This window comes from Planomonospora sp. ID82291 (assembly GCF_015711645.1).
Lineage (GTDB): Bacteria > Actinomycetota > Actinomycetes > Streptosporangiales > Streptosporangiaceae > Planomonospora.
Genome location: NZ_JABTEX010000003.1, coordinates 815,702 through 833,547, shown reverse-complemented (window position 1 = coordinate 833,547; position 17,846 = coordinate 815,702). Strand labels below are relative to the sequence as shown.

The 17,846-nt window shown below is 67.8% G+C and carries 12 protein-coding genes and 3 rRNA genes; 12 read left to right on the top strand and 3 right to left on the bottom strand.

The window, feature by feature from the left end; genetic code table 11:
* The first annotated feature begins 64 nt into the window (after positions 1–64).
* The 7 genes from HS045_RS22930 to HS045_RS22900 all read left to right on the top strand — a co-directional run bounded on the left by HS045_RS22930 (position 65) and on the right by HS045_RS22900 (position 11,375).
* On the top strand, positions 65–784 hold the full coding sequence (locus HS045_RS22930; RefSeq protein ID WP_307827654.1) for a DNA-3-methyladenine glycosylase: 720 nt from the start codon (positions 65–67) through the stop codon (positions 782–784).
* Between the two features lie 148 nt (positions 785–932).
* The gene (tyrS, locus tag HS045_RS22925; protein WP_196453470.1) at positions 933–2,192 is read left to right on the top strand and encodes a tyrosine--tRNA ligase; all 1,260 of its coding nucleotides are present in this window, start codon (positions 933–935) and stop codon (positions 2,190–2,192) included.
* A 612-nt stretch (positions 2,193–2,804) separates the two neighbouring features.
* Positions 2,805–4,328, top strand: a 16S ribosomal RNA gene (locus HS045_RS22920).
* Between the two features lie 499 nt (positions 4,329–4,827).
* Positions 4,828–7,955, top strand: a 23S ribosomal RNA gene (locus HS045_RS22915).
* A 75-nt stretch (positions 7,956–8,030) separates the two neighbouring features.
* Positions 8,031–8,147: ribosomal RNA gene (gene rrf / locus HS045_RS22910) — 5S ribosomal RNA — on the top strand.
* The 16S, 23S and 5S rRNA genes sit together here, the layout of an rRNA operon.
* A 421-nt stretch (positions 8,148–8,568) precedes the next feature.
* Positions 8,569–10,392, top strand: coding sequence for a hypothetical protein (locus tag HS045_RS22905; protein ID WP_196453856.1), 1,824 nt, complete (start codon positions 8,569–8,571; stop codon positions 10,390–10,392).
* Between the two features lie 14 nt (positions 10,393–10,406).
* A complete protein-coding gene (locus tag HS045_RS22900) occupies positions 10,407–11,375 on the top strand; it encodes a hypothetical protein (protein WP_307827653.1) in 969 nt (322 codons plus the stop codon).
* Positions 11,376–11,430: 55 nt separating this feature from the next.
* Here the strand turns inward: HS045_RS22900 and HS045_RS22895 are convergent, their stop codons facing one another.
* On the bottom strand, positions 11,431–12,357 hold the full coding sequence (locus HS045_RS22895) for an MBL fold metallo-hydrolase (RefSeq protein ID WP_196453469.1): 927 nt from the start codon (positions 12,355–12,357) through the stop codon (positions 11,431–11,433).
* Between the two features lie 111 nt (positions 12,358–12,468).
* Between HS045_RS22895 and HS045_RS22890 the strand changes: the two genes are divergently transcribed.
* Entirely contained in the window at positions 12,469–12,870 is a 402-nt protein-coding gene (locus HS045_RS22890; RefSeq protein WP_196453468.1) for a single-stranded DNA-binding protein, read from the top strand.
* Here the strand turns inward: HS045_RS22890 and HS045_RS22885 are convergent.
* Complete coding sequence (locus HS045_RS22885) at positions 12,854–14,164, bottom strand: DUF1015 domain-containing protein (RefSeq protein ID WP_196453467.1); 1,311 nt, start codon at positions 14,162–14,164, stop codon at positions 12,854–12,856. The genes HS045_RS22890 and HS045_RS22885 overlap by 17 nt on opposite strands.
* A gap of 110 nt (positions 14,165–14,274) precedes the next feature.
* Here HS045_RS22885 and HS045_RS22880 point away from each other — a divergent pair, with 110 nt between their 5' ends.
* On the top strand, positions 14,275–14,715 hold the full coding sequence (locus HS045_RS22880) for a M48 family metallopeptidase (protein WP_196453466.1): 441 nt from the start codon (positions 14,275–14,277) through the stop codon (positions 14,713–14,715).
* A 104-nt stretch (positions 14,716–14,819) separates the two neighbouring features.
* A complete protein-coding gene (locus tag HS045_RS22875) occupies positions 14,820–15,854 on the top strand; it encodes an HAD-IIA family hydrolase (protein WP_196453465.1) in 1,035 nt (344 codons plus the stop codon).
* Positions 15,855–15,990: 136 nt separating this feature from the next.
* Here HS045_RS22875 and HS045_RS22870 read toward each other — a convergent pair whose 3' ends face one another.
* The gene (locus tag HS045_RS22870) at positions 15,991–16,338 is read right to left on the bottom strand and encodes an SCP2 sterol-binding domain-containing protein (RefSeq protein WP_196453464.1); all 348 of its coding nucleotides are present in this window, start codon (positions 16,336–16,338) and stop codon (positions 15,991–15,993) included.
* Between the two features lie 448 nt (positions 16,339–16,786).
* On the opposite strand from HS045_RS22870, the gene HS045_RS22865 reads away from it, so the two are divergent.
* Together HS045_RS22865 and HS045_RS22860 are read left to right on the top strand one after the other, a co-directional pair.
* On the top strand, positions 16,787–16,969 hold the full coding sequence (locus HS045_RS22865; RefSeq protein ID WP_196453463.1) for a hypothetical protein: 183 nt from the start codon (positions 16,787–16,789) through the stop codon (positions 16,967–16,969).
* On the top strand, positions 16,966–17,784 hold the full coding sequence (locus HS045_RS22860) for a TlyA family RNA methyltransferase (protein ID WP_196453462.1): 819 nt from the start codon (positions 16,966–16,968) through the stop codon (positions 17,782–17,784). Before HS045_RS22865 ends, HS045_RS22860 begins: the two co-directional genes overlap by 4 nt.
* Positions 17,785–17,846 lie beyond the last annotated feature (62 nt).

The following is a 17,846-nucleotide window of genomic DNA, read 5'->3' as shown; positions in this document are numbered from 1 at the left end:
TCCGCCCGGCGGAGCCGACCGGACGGGCGCGCCCGGTGCGTCCCGTTCACCCGGTGCCGTCGACGTGCCCGGTTCTTCTGGCGTGCCCGGTGCGCTCAGCGGGAACCCGCTCACCGGATCCGCCCCGCTGTCCCGGGACTTCTTCGACCGCCCGGCGCACGAGGTCGCACCCGACCTGCTGGGCCGGGTGCTGGTGCACGGCCCGGTCGCGGTGCGGCTGACCGAGGCGGAGGCGTACGGCCTGCCGGGACAGGACCCCGCGGCCCACACCTACCGCGGCCCGACCCCGCGCAACGCGGTGATGTTCGGACCGCCCGGCCACCTGTACGTCTACTTCACGTACGGCATGCACTTCTGCGCCAATCTCGTCTGCCTCCCCGAGGGCATGGGCTCGGGCGTGCTGCTGCGGGCCGGCGAGGTGATCGCGGGAGCGGGAGAGGCGCTGGCCCGCCGGGGTGCGGGCGCGGGCCGGGCCGTCTCCGGACGCGACCTCGCGCGGGGTCCTGCCCGGCTGGCGGTGGCGCTCGGCTTCGGCCGCGCGCACAACGGGCTCGACGCCTGCTCCGCCGGGACGCCGGACCCCTCCGGGCGGCTCGCCGTACTCGAAGGGGAACCGCCCGGACCCGGCCAGGTCCGGGCGGGACCGCGCACCGGCGTGTCGTCGGGCAAGGAGACGCCCTGGCGTTTCTGGATCGAGGGGGATCCGACCGTCTCGCCGTACCGGGGGCACGTCCCGCGCCGTCCGCGGGGCAGCGCGGATCCGGCGGGGAGCGGAACCCGGTGACCACCGCGCCACCGGGGCGTCGTCCGGTCGCTCCGGCGTCGCGGCGAGGCGGTGGCGACGCGGTGGTTCCGAGTGGCGCAACGGTGCCGGGATCGGGCAGGCTGTAGACGAAGCCGTAAATGACCCCACGAGCATGAAAGCAAGGATCGTGACCGACATTCTGGATGACCTCGCCTGGCGCGGCCTGATCGCGCAGTCCACCGACATCGACGCCCTGAGGGCGGCGATGGCCGAGGGTCCGATCACGGTCTATTGCGGTTTCGACCCGACCGCGCCCTCGCTCCACGTCGGCAACCTGGTCCCGCTGCTGACCTTGGCCCGGCTGCAGAAGGCGGGTCACCGGGCCATCGGTCTGGTGGGCGGCGCGACGGGCCTGATCGGCGATCCGAGCGGACGCAGCACCGAACGTTCGCTCAACTCCTCCGACGTCGTGGCCGAGTGGGTGGCGCGCATCAGGGTCCAGGTGGAGCGGTTCCTGGACTTCTCCGACGCGTCGCGCGGGATCCTGGTCAGCAACCTCGACTGGACCGCGGGCATGTCCGCCATCGACTTCCTGCGCGACGTCGGCAAGCACTTCCCGGTGAACCGCATGCTCGCCCGGGAGTCGGTCTCCGCCCGGCTGGGCGGTGAGGGGCTCAGCTACACCGAGTTCAGCTACCAGATCCTGCAGGCCAACGACTACCTGGAGCTGTACCGCCGGCACGGCTGCGCGCTGCAGATCGGCGGGAGCGACCAGTGGGGCAACATCACCGCGGGCACCGACCTCGTCCGCCGGGTGACCGGCGACCACGTGCACGCGCTGACGGTGCCGCTGATCACCAAGGCGGACGGCACCAAGTTCGGCAAGACCGCCGGCGGCGCCGTCTGGCTCAACCCGGAGATGACCTCGCCGTACGCGTTCTACCAGTTCTGGCTGAACGCCGACGACCGCGACGTGGTGAAGTTCCTCAAGATCTACAGCTTCAGGTCCCGTGAGGAGATCGAGGAGCTGGAGAAGGCCGCCGCCGAGCGCCCGGCCGCCCGGGAGGCGCAGCGTGCCCTCGCCGAGGAGCTGACCACGCTGCTGCACGGTGCGGACGAGTGCGCCGCGGTGATCGCGGCGTCGGCGGCGCTGTTCGGCCGCGGCTCGCTGGAGGAGCTGCCGGCGCACACGCTGGGGGCGGCCCTGGCCGAGGTGCCGCGGATGGAGGTGTCCGCGCTCGGGGTGCCGTTCGTCGACCTCCTGGCGGGGAGCGGACTGGTGGAGTCCAAGTCCGCGGCCCGACGTGCCGTCAAGGAGGGCGGTGCGTACCTCAACAACGTGAAGGTCGTCGACGAGGCCTACGTGCCGGCCTCCGAGGACCTGCTGCACGGGCGCTACCTGGTCCTGCGCCGCGGCAAGAGGTTCGGGGCCGTCGAGGTCGTCTGACCCTCGGACTCGTACGGCGAACGCCCCGGCTCCGGCCGGGGCGTTCGCCGTCCAGGGGTAACGTTCCGGTAGCGATGAGGGAGGGCTTTCCCCCGCCATCCCTCTGACCTGCGGTTTCGGAGGATTCCACGGATTTGACGATGCTTCGGAGGCGACCTAAGGTTCTCAATGCCCCGAGAGCGGGCCGGACGCCGGATCGGCGGACGGGCCTCGGGGAGACCCCACCGAACGAACCTCGGCCTCCGGCCGTGTCCGTGGCACCGGAAAACCGGTTGATTGGACATGAGGCAGATGGCAAGGTAAGTTAGAGGGGTTGCCCCGGAGACGGGGCGGTTCCGGTCGAACCGGGATCGGACGAATCGGGTCGGATTGACACGAAACGGACGATACGGTAAGATAGGAACGCAACGAAGTGGAACGCCTCGCGAGATGCGGCCTCCGGGCCCGTCGGACGGTGAACGCGTCCGTTTCTTGAGAACTCAACAGTGTGCTAAAAGCCAGTGCATGATGCACAACCCCGTCCCACCCCGCCGTCGCGGCAGGGAGGACGGATTCCTTTGGTTGGATCATCCATCATGGATGCTTTCAGCCGGGATGCAACTGTTCAGACATTGTTTGGAGAGTTTGATCCTGGCTCAGGACGAACGCTGGCGGCGTGCTTAACACATGCAAGTCGAGCGGAAAGGCCCTTCGGGGTACTCGAGCGGCGAACGGGTGAGTAACACGTGAGTAACCTGCCCCTGACTCTGGGATAAGCCCGGGAAACTGGGTCTAATACCGGATACGACCCGCGGTCGCATGGCCTGCGGGTGGAAAGTTTTTTCGGTCGGGGATGGACTCGCGGCCTATCAGCTTGTTGGTGAGGTAGTGGCTCACCAAGGCGACGACGGGTAGCCGGCCTGAGAGGGCGACCGGCCACACTGGGACTGAGACACGGCCCAGACTCCTACGGGAGGCAGCAGTGGGGAATATTGCGCAATGGGCGGAAGCCTGACGCAGCGACGCCGCGTGGGGGATGACGGCCTTCGGGTTGTAAACCTCTTTCAGCAGGGACGAAGGTGACGTGTACCTGCAGAAGAAGCGCCGGCTAACTACGTGCCAGCAGCCGCGGTAATACGTAGGGCGCAAGCGTTGTCCGGAATTATTGGGCGTAAAGAGCTCGTAGGTGGCTTGTCGCGTCGGATGTGAAAGCTTGGGGCTTAACTCCAGGTCTGCATTCGATACGGGCTGGCTAGAGGTAGGTAGGGGCAAGCGGAATTCCTGGTGTAGCGGTGAAATGCGCAGATATCAGGAGGAACACCGGTGGCGAAGGCGGCTTGCTGGGCCTTACCTGACGCTGAGGAGCGAAAGCGTGGGGAGCGAACAGGATTAGATACCCTGGTAGTCCACGCTGTAAACGTTGGGCGCTAGGTGTGGGGGCCTTCCACGGTTTCCGCGCCGTAGCTAACGCATTAAGCGCCCCGCCTGGGGAGTACGGCCGCAAGGCTAAAACTCAAAGGAATTGACGGGGGCCCGCACAAGCGGCGGAGCATGTTGCTTAATTCGACGCAACGCGAAGAACCTTACCAAGGCTTGACATCGCCCGGAAACCCTCAGAGATGGGGGCCTCTTCGGACTGGGTGACAGGTGGTGCATGGCTGTCGTCAGCTCGTGTCGTGAGATGTTGGGTTAAGTCCCGCAACGAGCGCAACCCTTGTTCCATGTTGCCAGCGGCGTCCTTCGGGGCGGCCGGGGACTCATGGGAGACTGCCGGGGTCAACTCGGAGGAAGGTGGGGATGACGTCAAGTCATCATGCCCCTTATGTCTTGGGCTGCAAACATGCTACAATGGCCGGTACAGAGGGTTGCGATACCGTGAGGTGGAGCGAATCCCTAAAAGCCGGTCTCAGTTCGGATTGGGGTCTGCAACTCGACCCCATGAAGTCGGAGTCGCTAGTAATCGCAGATCAGCAACGCTGCGGTGAATACGTTCCCGGGCCTTGTACACACCGCCCGTCACGTCACGAAAGTCGGCAACACCCGAAGCCCGTGGCCCAACCCACTTGTGGGGGGGAGCGGTCGAAGGTGGGGCTGGCGATTGGGACGAAGTCGTAACAAGGTAGCCGTACCGGAAGGTGCGGCTGGATCACCTCCTTTCTAAGGAGCACCGGTCGGAAGTCCGGGTGGGGGTGACCTCGCCGGGTTCTGGTCCATGTCGCGGTCATGGGCGAGTGTCCCGCGCTCGGCGCGCTCATTAGTGGAGCACTGGCTAGTCAGCAGTCCGGGTCGCCGGGCCGCCAGTACCGCCTGATCGTTCTCTCTTCACGGGAGGGGGTCGGGAGTGGGAACGGGGTCGTCGGGGGGTCGGGGCTGGTCTGCAGCACACTGTTGGGTCCTGAGGGAACGGACCATGTGGGGCGCGGCTCCCGCCGATGGCGGGCAGGTCGCGTTCCGGCTCGCCTCGACGTGGTCGGGGTGGGAGGGTTCGTGGTGTTCCTCGGACGGGGCCGATCTTCTGTCATACCGCTTGTCGCTCGCAGGTGCCGGCTGGACCGCTTCGGTGGTTCGGGTGGTGCGGGTGGGAGGGTCTGGTGGCGGGTGGGGTCGGTGGCTGTTTGTTGTTTGAGATTTGCATAGTGGACGCGAGCATCTTTGTGGCCAAGTTTTTTAGGGCACACGGTGGATGCCTTGGCATCAGGAGCCGATGAAGGACGTGGGAGGCTGCGTTAAGCCTCGGGGAGTCGCCAACCAGACGTTGATCCGGGGATGTCCGAATGGGGAAACCCAGCACCCGTCATGGGGTGTTGCCTCCGCCTGAATGTATAGGGCGGTTGGTGGTAACGCGGGGAAGTGAAACATCTCAGTACCCGTAGGAAGAGAAAACAACATGTGATTCCGTGAGTAGTGGTGAGCGAAAGCGGATGAGGCTAAACCGTATGCGTGTGATAGCCGGCAGGCGTTGCGTGTGCGGGGTCGTGGGACCTTCTGGCGGTTTCTGCCGAGACCGCGAGCAGTGAGAAATCCAGTGGGTAGTCGAAGTCTCTGGGAAGGGACGCCGTAGACCGTGAGAGCCGGGTAGGCGAAACCTGTTGGACTGCTGGAGGGGATCCCAAGTAGCACGGGGCCCGAGAAATCCTGTGTGAATCTGCCAGGACCACCTGGTAAGCCTAAATACTCCCTGATGACCGATAGTGCACTAGTACCGTGAGGGAAAGGTGAAAAGCACCCCGGTGAGGGGTCGTGAAATAGTACCTGAAACCGTGTGCCTACAAGCCGTAGGAGCGTAGCCGTCTTCGGGCGGCTGTGATGTGACTGCGTGCCTTTTGAAGAATGAGCCTGCGAGTTATGGTGTGTGGCGAGGTTAACCCGTGTGGGGGAGCCGTAGGGAAACCGAGTCTGAAGAGGGCGTTTGAGTCGCATGCTGTAGACCCGAAGCGGAGTGATCTAGGCATGGGCAGGTTGAAGCGTGGGTAAGACTGCGTGGAGGACCGAACCCACCAGGGTTGAAAACCTGGGGGATGACCTGTGTTTAGGGGTGAAAGGCCAATCAAACTCCGTGATAGCTGGTTCTCCCCGAAATGCATTTAGGTGCAGCGTTGCGTGTTTCTTGCCGGAGGTAGAGCACTGGATGGCCGATGGGCCCGACAAGGTTACTGACGTCAGCCAAACTCCGAATGCCGGTAAGTGAGAGCGTGGCAGTGAGACTGCGGGGGATAAGCTCCGTATTCGAGAGGGAAACAGCCCAGACCACCGACTAAGGCCCCTAAGCGTGTGCTAAGTGGGAAAGGATGTGGAGTCGCAGTGACAACCAGGAGGTTGGCTTAGAAGCAGCCATCCTTGAAAGAGTGCGTAATAGCTCACTGGTCAAGTGATTCCGCGCCGACAATGTAGCGGGGCTCAAGTGCACCGCCGAAGTCGTGGCATTCACATGTTGAGCCTGGCAGCGCGAGCTGTCTGGGTGTGTGGATGGGTAGGGGAGCGTCGTGCGGCCGGCGAAGCAGCCGAGTGATCGAGTTGTGGAGGCCGTGCGAGTGAGAATGCAGGCATGAGTAGCGAATCAGAAGTGAGAAACTTCTGCGCCGGATGACCAAGGGTTCCTGGGCCAGGCTAATCCGCCCAGGGTAAGTCGGGACCTAAGGCGAGGCCGACAGGCGTAGTCGATGGACAACGGGTTGATATTCCCGTACCCGTGGTGATGCGCCCATATCGAATCCAGTGATACTAAGGGTCCTTAAGCCCTTCTGCCCTTCGGGGTGGGGGTGAGGCTGAACGCCTGGCCTGATCTGGTAGTAGGTAAGCGATGGGGTGACGCAGGAAGGTAGCCCATCCCAGGCGATGGTAGTCCTGGGGTAAGCGTGTAGGGAGAGAGGTAGGCAAATCCGCCTCTCATGTATCTTGAGACGTGATGCCGAGCCGATTGTGGCGAAGTGGGTGATCCTATGCTGCCGAGAAAAGCCTCTAGCGAGCATCGTTGCGGCCCGTACCCGAAACCGACTCAGGTGGTCAGGTAGAGAATACCAAGGCGATCGGGTGAACTGTGGTTAAGGAACTCGGCAAATTGCCCCCGTAACTTCGGGAGAAGGGGGGCCTTCGCTGGTGACGAGTCTTGCGCTCTGAGCTGGTGGGGGCCGCAGTGGCCAGGGGGAAGCGACTGTTTACTAAAAACACAGGTCCGTGCGAAGTCGTAAGACGATGTATACGGACTGACGCCTGCCCGGTGCTGGAACGTTAAGGGGACCGGTTAGCGGGTGCAAGCCTGCGACGCTGAGAACTTAAGCGCCAGTAAACGGCGGTGGTAACTATAACCATCCTAAGGTAGCGAAATTCCTTGTCGGGTAAGTTCCGACCTGCACGAATGGCGTAACGACTTCCCCGCTGTCTCAACCGCAGACCCGGCGAAATTGCACTACGAGTAAAGATGCTCGTTACGCGCAGCAGGACGGAAAGACCCCGGGACCTTCACTACAGCTTGACATTGGCGTTTGGAGCGTCTTGTGTAGGATAGGTGGGAGACGGTGAAGCTCGGACGCTAGTTCGGGTGGAGTCATTGGTGAAATACCACTCTGGTCGTTTTGAACGTCTAACTTCGGTCCGTGATCCGGATCAGGGACAGTGTCTGGTGGGTAGTTTAACTGGGGCGGTTGCCTCCTAAAGGGTAACGGAGGCGCCCAAAGGTTCCCTCAGCCTGGTTGGCAATCAGGTGTCGAGTGTAAGTGCACAAGGGAGCTTGACTGTGAGACCGACGGGTCGAGCAGGAGCGAAAGCTGGGACTAGTGATCCGGCGGTGGCATGTGGAAGCGCCGTCGCTCAACGGCTAAAAGGTACCCCGGGGATAACAGGCTGATCTTCCCCAAGAGTCCATATCGACGGGATGGTTTGGCACCTCGATGTCGGCTCGTCGCATCCTGGGGCTGGAGTAGGTCCCAAGGGTTGGGCTGTTCGCCCATTAAAGCGGTACGCGAGCTGGGTTTAGAACGTCGCGAGACAGTTCGGTCCCTATCCGCTGCGCGCGCAGGAGACTTGAAAGGGGCTGTCCCTAGTACGAGAGGACCGGGACGGACGAACCTCTGGTGTGCCAGTTGTTCCGCCAGGAGCACGGCTGGTTGGCTACGTTCGGAAGGGATAACCGCTGAAAGCATCTAAGCGGGAAGCTCGCCTTGAGATGAGGTCTCCCACCCTGTGAGGGGGTAAGGCTCCCGGTAGACGACCGGGTTGATAGGCCGGAGGTGGAAGCGCAGTAATGTGTGGAGCTGACCGGTACTAATAGGCCGAGGACTTGACCTCAAAGCATGTTTTTCTTGCTCGCGTCCACTAGGCAATTCTGAGACAACAGGCATCTGCTTGTGTGTTTCATGGGGTTACGGCGGTTATGGCGAAGGGGAAACACCCGGTTACATTCCGAACCCGGAAGTTAAGCTCTTCAGCGCCGATGGTACTGCACTCGGGAGGGTGTGGGAGAGTAGGTCGCCGCCGGACAATTTTTGTGGAGAGGGCCGTCCCTGTGGGGGCGGCCCTTTCTGCGGTTTCGGGGGGTTCTCCGGTCGTTCGGGGTGTCATCCGTTTTCCCGGGGTGTCGTGGGGTGTGCGGGGTCCGCTGGTCCGGGGTGCCGTGCCGGCCTCCGGACTGCTCTCGGACACGGACCGGGAGGCCGACGGTGATCGAATTCGCCTGCCGGACCTGTAAGGTCTGGGGACTTTGAGTGACTTGCTAGGCTGGAGATGCCGGGCCACCCCCAACCGCGGGTGGCCTTCGTCGCACCAGACCACGACAGGGCGGGGCAGCGATAGCGAACGGGGCGCACCCCGCGGCCGGAGACCGCCCGTACAACGATTCGTCCCATGCAGCAAGGCGGGACGCGCTCGCCGAATGAGCAAACGAATGGACCAGAAGTGAACAGTGACAACGGGCGTGACGGCGAGGGCCGCCGCGAGGAGAGCGAGAACCGCGGATCGGGCGGTCAGGGAGGCTATCGCGGCGATCGCGCGAACCAGGGTAGACGCCCAGGCGACGGCCCGCGCTATGGGGAGCGCCGAGAGGGTCGTTCTGAAGGAACCTATGGTTCACGGGATCGGGGCGACCGCCCGTTCAACCGCGAGGGTGGTCAGCGTTCGTACGGTGACCGGGATCAGGCGCGGGGTCAGTACGGTTCGCGGGATCGGGGTGATCGTCCGTCGTTCGGTCGTGAGAGTGGTCCGCGTCCCTACGGTGATCGTGGTGGTCGGCCTGCGGGTGATCGTCCGTCGTTCGGTCGGGATGATCGGCCTCGTGGCGGTGGGTACCGGGATCGGGACGACCGCGGTGGGGAGCGTCGTCCGTTCAACCGGGACGACCGTCCGGGTGGTCAGCGTTCGTACGGTGACCGGGATCAGGCGCGGGGTCAGTACGGTTCGCGGGATCGGGGTGATCGTCCGTCGTTCGGTCGGGATGATCGGCCTCGTGGCGGTGGGTACCGGGATCGGGACGACCGCGGTGGGGAGCGTCGTCCGTTCAACCGGGACGACCGTCCGGGTGGTCAGCGTTCGTACGGTGACCGGGATCAGGCGCGGGGTCAGTACGGTTCGCGGGATCGGGGTGATCGTCCGTCGTTCGGTCGGGATGATCGGCCTCGTGGCGGTGGGTACCGGGATCGGGACGACCGCGGTGGGGAGCGTCGTCCGTTCAACCGGGACGACCGTCCGGGTGGTCAGCGTTCGTACGGTGACCGGGATCAGGCGCGGGGTCAGTACGGTTCGCGGGATCGGGGTGATCGTCCGTCGTTCGGTCGGGATGATCGGCCTCGTGGCGGTGGGTACCGGGATCGGGACGACCGCGGTGGGGAGCGTCGTCCGTTCAACCGGGACGACCGTCCGGGTGGTCAGCGTTCGTACGGTGACCGGGATCAGGCGCGGGGTCAGTACGGTTCGCGGGATCGGGGTGATCGTCCGTCGTTCGGTCGGGATGATCGGCCTCGTGGCGGTGGGTACCGGGATCGGGACGACCGCGGTGGGGAGCGTCGTCCGTTCAACCGGGACGACCGTCCGGGTGGTCAGCGTTCGTACGGTGACCGGGATCAGGCGCGGGGTCAGTACGGTTCGCGGGATCGGGGTGATCGTCCGTCGTTCGGTCGGGATGATCGGCCTCGTGGCGGTGGGTACCGGGGTCGGGACGACCGCGGTGGGGAGCGTCGTCCGTTCAACCGGGACGACCGTCCGGGTGGTCAGCGTTCGTACGGTGACCGGGATCAGGCGCGGGGTCAGTACGGTTCGCGGGATCGGGGTGATCGTCCGTCGTTCGGTCGGGATGATCGGCCTCGTGGCGGTGGGTACCGGGATCGGGACGACCGCGGTGGGGAGCGTCGTCCGTTCAACCGGGACGACCGTCCGGGTGGTCAGCGTTCGTACGGTGACCGGGATCAGGCGCGGGGTCAGTACGGTTCGCGGGATCGGGGTGATCGTCCGTCGTTCGGTCGGGACGACCGCGGTGGGGAGCGTCGTCCGTTCAACCGGGACGACCGTCCGGGTGGTCCGCGTTCGTACGGTGACCGGGACGGCGGGTTCCGCGGCGAAGGCGGTTCCCGTAGCCGCTACAGCCGTGAGGAGCCAGGAGGGCGACGTGGTGACGAGGCTCCGGCGCGAGAGCGGGAAGAACTGCCTCCGCTCGCCCCGGACATCACTGCGGAAGAACTCGACAAGGAGATCCGTGAGGAACTGCGGTCCCTTCCCCTTGATCTCGCCGATCTGATCTCCCGTCACCTGGTGGCGGCGGAGCGGGCTCTCGGGGAGGAGGACGCCGAGCAGGCGTACGAGCACACCAAGGTGGCCCGTCGTTTCGCCGCCAGGATCGGTGTGATCCGCGAAGCCGTCGGCATCGCCGCCTATCGGGCAGGGCATTTCGCGGAGGCGCTCAGCGATCTGCGCGCTGCTCGCCGGATGACGGGGTCCGAGTCGTTCCTGCCGATCATGGCGGACTGCGAACGCGGTCTCGGACGTCCGGAACGGGCCCTCGACCTGGCTCGATCGAAGGAGGCCGAGCGCCTCGACCGGGTAGGAAAGATCGAGATGGCCATCGTGGAGTCCGGTGCCCGCCGGGATCTCGGCCAGAAGGACGCTGCGGTCGTCACCCTTCAGCGGCTGCCCGAACTGCGGGACGAGCGTCCTCAGCCCTGGTCGGCCCGGTTGGCCTTCGCGTACGCCGATGCCCTGGCGGACGCGGGGCACGAAAGCGCGGCCACGGAGTGGTTCAGCCGTGCGATGGCCTTCGACGAGGACGGCGAGACCGACGCGGCCGAGCGGTACGCAGAGCTCACCGGCGCCGTCATCGAGGACCTCGAAGAAGACCTCGACGAGGACCTCGACGAGGATGCTGCGGACTCGGAGGAGGCCGGGATCGGCGTCGCCGGGGACGCGGATCTCGACGAGGCTCCCGGGGACGGCGCGGACGCCGGGCTCGAGAGCTTCAGCGTGCTGGACGCGCAGATCGAGGGCGATGACGACCTCGATGAGGATGACGAGCAGGTCATCGACGAGATCGAGGAGGAAGAGCCGCCCGCGGTCGGGGAGCGGGCGCGTGAAGAGGGCGCCCCGGAGCCGAAAGCCGTGCGGAAGCCTGAGACGGGTGTCGGGCCGGCCTTCATCGAGCCTGATTTCGGGGACGTCCTCGATGACTCCACCGGAGCCGACGACGGCCGTGATGCCGAGGAGGACGCCGGGGACGGGAAGAAGTAGTCCTTGATCGGTCGCGGGGGCGGGGCGGGCCGGCCCCCGCGACCGATCCGGTGCCTCAGGGCTGGACCCGGTCCAGCCAGTGCATGATGCCGGCGACGTTGGACGGGGCGCCGCTGAGCAGTTCGAACTGCTCAGCGGTCGCGTCGTCGCTCTTGAGCGCCGCGTAGCGCTCCTGCGTGCGCTCCCTGACCATGGCCACCGCATGGTCGAGGTCCATGCCCTCCGAGCGGGCCTGCCGGGTCAGGTCGACCCAGATCCGCAGTTCCTCCGCCGAGCGCTGGAGCGTCTCCGCCACGTCGACGACCGGGCCGTAGTGGCTGAACAGCAGGCGCTGCGGACGGAGGTCCTCGAACAGTGCGATGGAGTCCAGGGCCGTCCGCAGGTCGAAGTCCGGGGGCGGGGTGGCGGGACGCAGGTCACCCGTCTGCGGGAGGTAGACGCCTGCGGCGTCTCCGACGTAGAGGTCGCCGGTGCTGGAGTCGATCAGTCCCACGTGGTGCTTGGCGTGGCCGGGGGAGTAATGGCTGTTCAACGTCCGTCCGTTGCCGAGGTCGACGGCTCCGCTGTCGCCGAGTGCGCGGATCCGGGAAGCGTCCGTGGCGGACAGTTCGCCGAACAGGACGTCCAGCTTGTCGCCCCAGACCATCCGGGCGCTCGCCATGAGCCGTGAGGGGTCGGCGAGGTGCCGGGCACCTTTCTCGTGCACCACGATCTCCGCCTCAGGGTAGAACCCGGCGATGTCCCCGACGCCGCCGGCGTGGTCGAGGTGGATGTGCGTGACGACGACCGTCGCGAGATCGCGGGGTCCGACCCCCAGCGAGGTCAGGGCGTCTCTGACCACCGGTGCCGAGGTGGACGTCCCCGTCTCCACCAAGCAGGGACGGTCACCCAGGATCAGGTAGCCCGCCGTTATGCCGGAGTAACCGGCCATTCTCGTGTCGATCTCGTAGACGTCTCCGCCGAGATCGGTGATGTTGTCCACAGGCCACCTCAGAACTGGGAGCGGTGTCCCCAGAATGACGTTCGGGTCATCCCGGCGCAGCTCTCATCGTAAAGAGTCGTCCTCGGTCAGCAGAGATCGAAGGAGGATTCGATGGATCGCAATGAGATCGTCCTGTCCGGCCGTCTGCCCGAGCCCGTTCAGGTCAAGTCGTTGCAGAACGGCACCAGGTTCGGCACCTGGCGGTTGATCGTCCGGCGGCGGCAGCAGGGGCGCGGCATCCGGGTGGACACCATCCCGTGCGTGGCGTTCGAGCCCGACGTCGTCGAGACGGCGACCGGGTGGAGTCCCGACGACATGATCGAGGTCGTCGGTTCCCTGCGCCGCCGCTGGTGGGGAAAGGAGGAGGCGAAGGCGTCCGGCTACGAAGTCGAAGTCCGTTCGGTGAGGCGGCTCGGACGTCGATCACCGGAGGCCCCTGCTCAGGATGGGCTCGGGCGTCGATCACCGGAGGCCCCGGGCCGGGGCGTCGGACCGGTTACGGCTGTTCGGTGAGCAGTCGCAGGATCAGGCCGGTGCGGGGCTTGGGGCCGAAGGAGGTGGACTTGCGCGGGACCCGCTCACCCTGTGCGGCGACGGCGAGCACGTCGTCGACCTTGAGGGGGTTCAGCAGCACGGCGGTCCCCCCGCACTCACGGGCGAGCCGTACCGCGGCCTCGGGGTCGTGGTGCACGATGCGCACGCGCTGCTCGTCGTCCCGCATCCCCCAGACCTTCGGCAACAGGAACTCCGCGAGGACCGAGGTGTTCAGTGCGCGCCACCGGGCGGACCGGTCCGCGGGCATGGCGTGCTCGAGCTGGCAGGGGTCGGGGTCGGTGAGCAGGTGCGCGGAGTCTCCGTCGGAGAGCAGGAAGGCGGGGCCGGTGGTCTCCTCCAGCGCGGTGAGACCCTTGGCCAGGTCAGGATGCTCGTGCACCTGCCAGGCACCTCTCGCCCGGGCCACGGCCTCGTCGAGGGCAAGGCCCGGGACGACGCGGTGGATGGCCTTCAGCTCCGGTGGGTAGGCGTCGACGTCCACCAGGAGGGCCAGCCCGAAGTCCCAGGGGTCGAGAGCATCTTCCTCAGGGGAGCGGGTCGCACGAGTCGGGGGGCGGGTCGCACGGCGCTCCGCCTGCAGCGCGCGGTAGGTGGCGTAGCGGTGGTGGCCGTCGGCGATGAGGGCGCTGCGGGCACGCAGGTCACCGCCGAGTTCGGCGAGCTCGGCGGGGTCGGTCACGGCCCAGAGCCGGTGGCGTAGCCCGTCCTGCGTCTCGGCCTCGGTCAGCGGCGGGCGGGTGGCGGCGACCCGGTCGACGAGACGGGTGGCGGCGCCTCCCCGGCCCTCGTAGAGCAGGAAGATGGGTTCCAGGTTGGCCTCGGTCGTGCGCATGAGGGCGAGGCGGTCGGCCACCGGACCGGGCATGACGTCCTCGTGGGGGAGGATCACCCGCTGCTCGGGGGCGGCCAGTCCCACGTCTCCGATGATTCCCCGCTGGAGCACTCCCTCGCCGGTCTGCTCGTAGATGTACACCGCGGGGGTCTCGTCGACGATCAGCACTCCGGAGGAGAGCCAGGATCGGAGGATCTCGCGGGCCTCGGCGTAGCGGTGGCGATCGGCTCCGGGAAGGATCAATCGCACGACGTTGTTGGGATGGGCGTCGAGAAGCCCGCGTACGTCGTTCTCCGCGATGAGATCGTAGGGCGGAGAGGTCACCTCGGCCAGATCGTCGACCGCGAACCGTACGCCGCGGAACGGACGCAGCACCAGTCCGTCGGGCACCGGCAGTTCAGGATTGGCCATACGGGGCATGCTGCCATAAGGCCTGGAACGTCCGGATGTCGCCCTGTAGGCGCGGTGGTTCCGCTCGCATCGGGGAGATCGGTCGGATCTGTCGTCTGTCGATGAAGGAGGCCTTGGCAATGGTCGAAGGACGTGGTCCGTCTGATTCCCCCGATTCCGGCCTCGAACCCGAGGCGGGCATGCCGACGGGGAGCGTCTACGAATGGTTCCAGCGCGGGATGCGTCTCCTGGCCGAGGGGAGTCCCGCGGCCGCGGCCGCGCTGCTGGAGCGCGCCGCCGACGCCGAGCCCGGGTCGCGGAGCATCCGTGAGGCGCTCGCCCGCGCCCAGTTCAACTCCAGGCGCTACGCCGAGGCCGTCGACAGCTTCCGCCGGATCGTCGATGCCAACCCGACCGAGGACTACGCCTACTTCGGACTGGGCCTGGCCCTGTGGCGGACCGGCGACATGGAGGCCGCCCAGGAGCCGCTGGCCATCGCCGTCGCGATGCGGCCCGACCAGCGGCATTACGTGTCGGCGCTGAAGAGCGTCCGCGCGACGCTGCGCGCCCGCCGGGCGTGACCGGGAACCGACCGAAGAGCGTCCGCGCGACGCTGCGCGCCCGCCGGGCGTGACGGGAACGAACCGCCGGAGAGCACGGCCGGTGCGGATGATGGAATGATCCGGTGGACTCACAGACGCTGATCGACGCGTACGACACCCTCCTGCTGGACCTGGACGGGGTCGTGTACCTCGGCCGGCGCGCTGTACCCGGGGCCCCGGAGGCGCTCCGGCAGGCGGGGGCGCGCGGGGTACGGCTCGCCTACGTCACCAACAACGCCTCCCGGACCCCCGCCGCGATCGCCGGGCATCTGAGCGAGCTCGGCGTCCCCGCGACGCCCGGCGACGTCGTCACCTCGGCCCAGGCGGCGGCGCGGCTGGTCGCCGAGCGGGTCGGCCCGGGGGCGGCGGTCCTGGTGGTGGGGGGCATGGGGCTGCGCACCGCGCTGCGCGCCCATGGCCTGCGCCCGGTCAGCACCGCCCTGGAGGACCCGGTGGCGGTGGTGCAGGGCATCGCGCCCGACCTCTCCTACGGCCTGCTGTCGGAGGGCGTGCTGGCCGTACGGCGGGGCGCCCTGTTCGTGGCCGCGAATGCGGACTCGACCATGCCGACGGGCCGGGGCGAGCTGCCCGGCAACGGCGCGATGACGCGAGTGATCGCCACCGCGACGGGGGTGGAGCCGATCGTCGCCGGCAAACCGGAGCCGCCGCTGCACCGTGAGTCGATGATCCGGACCGGTGCCGTCCGGCCGCTCGTGGTCGGAGACCGGCTCGACACCGACATCGAGGGGGCCCGCAACGCCGGGGTGGACAGCCTGCTGGTGCTGACCGGCGTCGCGGGACCCCTCGACCTGCTGACCGCCGGACCTCGGCAGCGGCCCACCTACGTCGCCGCCGACCTGTCGGCGCTGCACCGGCCGTACACCGCTCCGCGACGGGACGGCGGAGGATGGACCTGCGCGGGCTGGACCGCCCGGTGGGCCGAGGGGAGATTCCGGCTGGAGGGCGGGGGCGAGCCCCTCGACGGGCTGCGGGCGGCCTGCACCGCCGCGTGGGAGGCCGCCGGGGACGGCAGGGCGGACGAGGACGCGGTGAAGGACGTGTTCGCCGTGCTGCTCCGGCAGGACGCGTTCTCCAGATGGTCCGACCTGCGCCGGTAGCCTGGATCCGGAACCTTTGGAGATCGTTCCCACGGGGCCCGCCGACTCGGCGTGCCCCGCGGCCCGGCGTGCCCCGCGGCCCGGGGAGCCCGGACACCCCTCGCCCGCCGGGCGCCGGACGGTGCCGGACGGGCGCTCAGAGGAGCTTGCGGAGGCGCATGAGGTCGCCGAAGCTGGCGTCGATCTTGACCCGGCCGCCGAAGACGGCGCGTCCCATGTCGAGTTCGCCGTTGACGAGCGCGACCAGGTCGTCGCTGCCGATGGTCAGCTTCACCGCGGGGGAGGCGCCGTCGGCCGGAGGGGCGTCGTCGAAGGGGCCGAGGCCGCCGTGGTGGATGCGGCCGTGGAAGGTGACGTCCAGGTCGCTGATGCGGCAGCTGATGGTGCGCTCGACCACATGCTTCGCGCGGTCCTCCGGGGCGATCTCGTCGAACTGCTCGCCGAGCTTCCGAAGTGCCGCCCGGCACTCGTCGATGGTCGCCATCGAGTGGCGCTCCTTTCTCCTTGAGGACCGGCCCGGATCCCATTCCCTATGGACGGTAGCGTTCCACATGGACGCGGTGCGCGATCCGGTGCGGCGGACGCGCCGGAGACCGGCTCGTCCGCGCCCCGGGAGGTCCCGGGGCGCGGGAGCGGCCGACGGCCCCGCCGGGATGACAACGAGCGGGGCATGCGCGATAGTTCGCGGGCGGCTCGATTCGGGGAGGACCGCTCCGCCCCGCCCGTGGGGCGGAGCGCGGACGGACGGGTTCCGGACGGGGCCCGGCGGCGGGATCCCGCCGCACCGAGGACGTCCCGCGGCGCGGTGATCGAGGAGGTATGGTTGTGTCGATCGAACATGTAATCGATTTCCGGCGTGCCGGCCGGATCCCCCCGCGCCGGTGCGCCCGGCGGGGAGCCGCGGCGGCGAAGAGCACCTCCGGAGGGGGCGCATGACGGACCTGCGGGATCCCGCGGAGAAGACCGGGGACGGACGGGTGGACGCCGCCCTGGGCGGCCTCGCCGTGCTCGGCGACCTGCCGGTGCCGGCGCACGTGGGCGTGTTCGAGGAGGTCCTCGCCGGGCTGGAGCAGGCGCTCGCCGGAGCGGACGAGGCTCAAGGCGGCCCCCGATGAGCCGGCGGGCGCGTCTGGACAGCGAGCTCGTCCGGCGGAAGCTGGCCCGGTCCCGTGAGCAGGCGGCCCAGCTCATCGAGGCGGGCCGGGTCACCGTCGGAGGCCGGACCGCGGCCAAGCCCGCCACGCAGGTCGACACCGCCTCGGCGATCGTGGTCACCGCGGCGGAGGAGGGGCCCGACTACGTCTCGCGGGGCGCGCACAAGCTCGTCGGGGCGCTGGCGGCGTTCGGTCCGAAGGGGCTGGCCGTCCGGGGGCGGCGCTGCCTGGACGCCGGCGCGTCCACCGGCGGGTTCACCGACGTGCTGCTGCGCGAGGGCGCGGCGCACGTGCTCGCCGTCGACGTCGGGTACGGCCAGCTCGCCTGGTCGCTCAGGACCGACGAGCGGGTCACGGTCATGGAGCGGGTCAACGTCAGGGACCTGACGCCCGAGATGGTCGGCGAGGCCCCCACCCTGGTCGTCGGGGACCTGTCGTTCATCTCCCTGCGGCTGGTGCTGCCCGCCCTGACCGCCTGCGCCGCCCCGGAGGCGGACTTCGCGATGCTGGTCAAGCCGCAGTTCGAGGTGGGCAGGGAGCGGGTCGGCGCGGGCGGCGTCGTCCGTGACCCGGCCCTGCGCGCGCAGGCCGTACGGGACGTCGCAGAGGCCGCGCGGGCGCTCGGCCTGGCCGTGCGGGGCGTCACCGCCAGCCCCCTGCCCGGCCCGTCGGGCAACGTCGAGTACGTGATCTGGCTGGGCAAGGGGGAGGGCGCTCCGCCGGTCGGGGACATCGACGCGGAGATCGCGCGCGCGGTGGCGGAAGGCCCGCGGTGACCGCGCGACCCTCCGGCGGGCCTCCGGTGGAGCCCGGGACGGGGCCCTCGGCCGCGCTCGCG

Bases quoted from the DNA above. Each gene is read 5' to 3' on its own strand.
- HS045_RS22890 (WP_196453468.1), top strand. From the start codon at position 12,469: ATGGATCGCAATGAGATCGTCCTGTCCGGCCGTCTGCCCGAGCCCGTT.
- HS045_RS22885 (WP_196453467.1), bottom strand. From the start codon at position 14,164: ATGCCCCGTATGGCCAATCCTGAACTGCCGGTGCCCGACGGACTGGTG.
- HS045_RS22880 (WP_196453466.1), top strand. From the start codon at position 14,275: ATGGTCGAAGGACGTGGTCCGTCTGATTCCCCCGATTCCGGCCTCGAA.
- HS045_RS22870 (WP_196453464.1), bottom strand. From the start codon at position 16,338: ATGGCGACCATCGACGAGTGCCGGGCGGCACTTCGGAAGCTCGGCGAG.
- HS045_RS22865 (WP_196453463.1), top strand. From the start codon at position 16,787: ATGACGGACCTGCGGGATCCCGCGGAGAAGACCGGGGACGGACGGGTG.
- HS045_RS22860 (WP_196453462.1), top strand. From the start codon at position 16,966: ATGAGCCGGCGGGCGCGTCTGGACAGCGAGCTCGTCCGGCGGAAGCTG.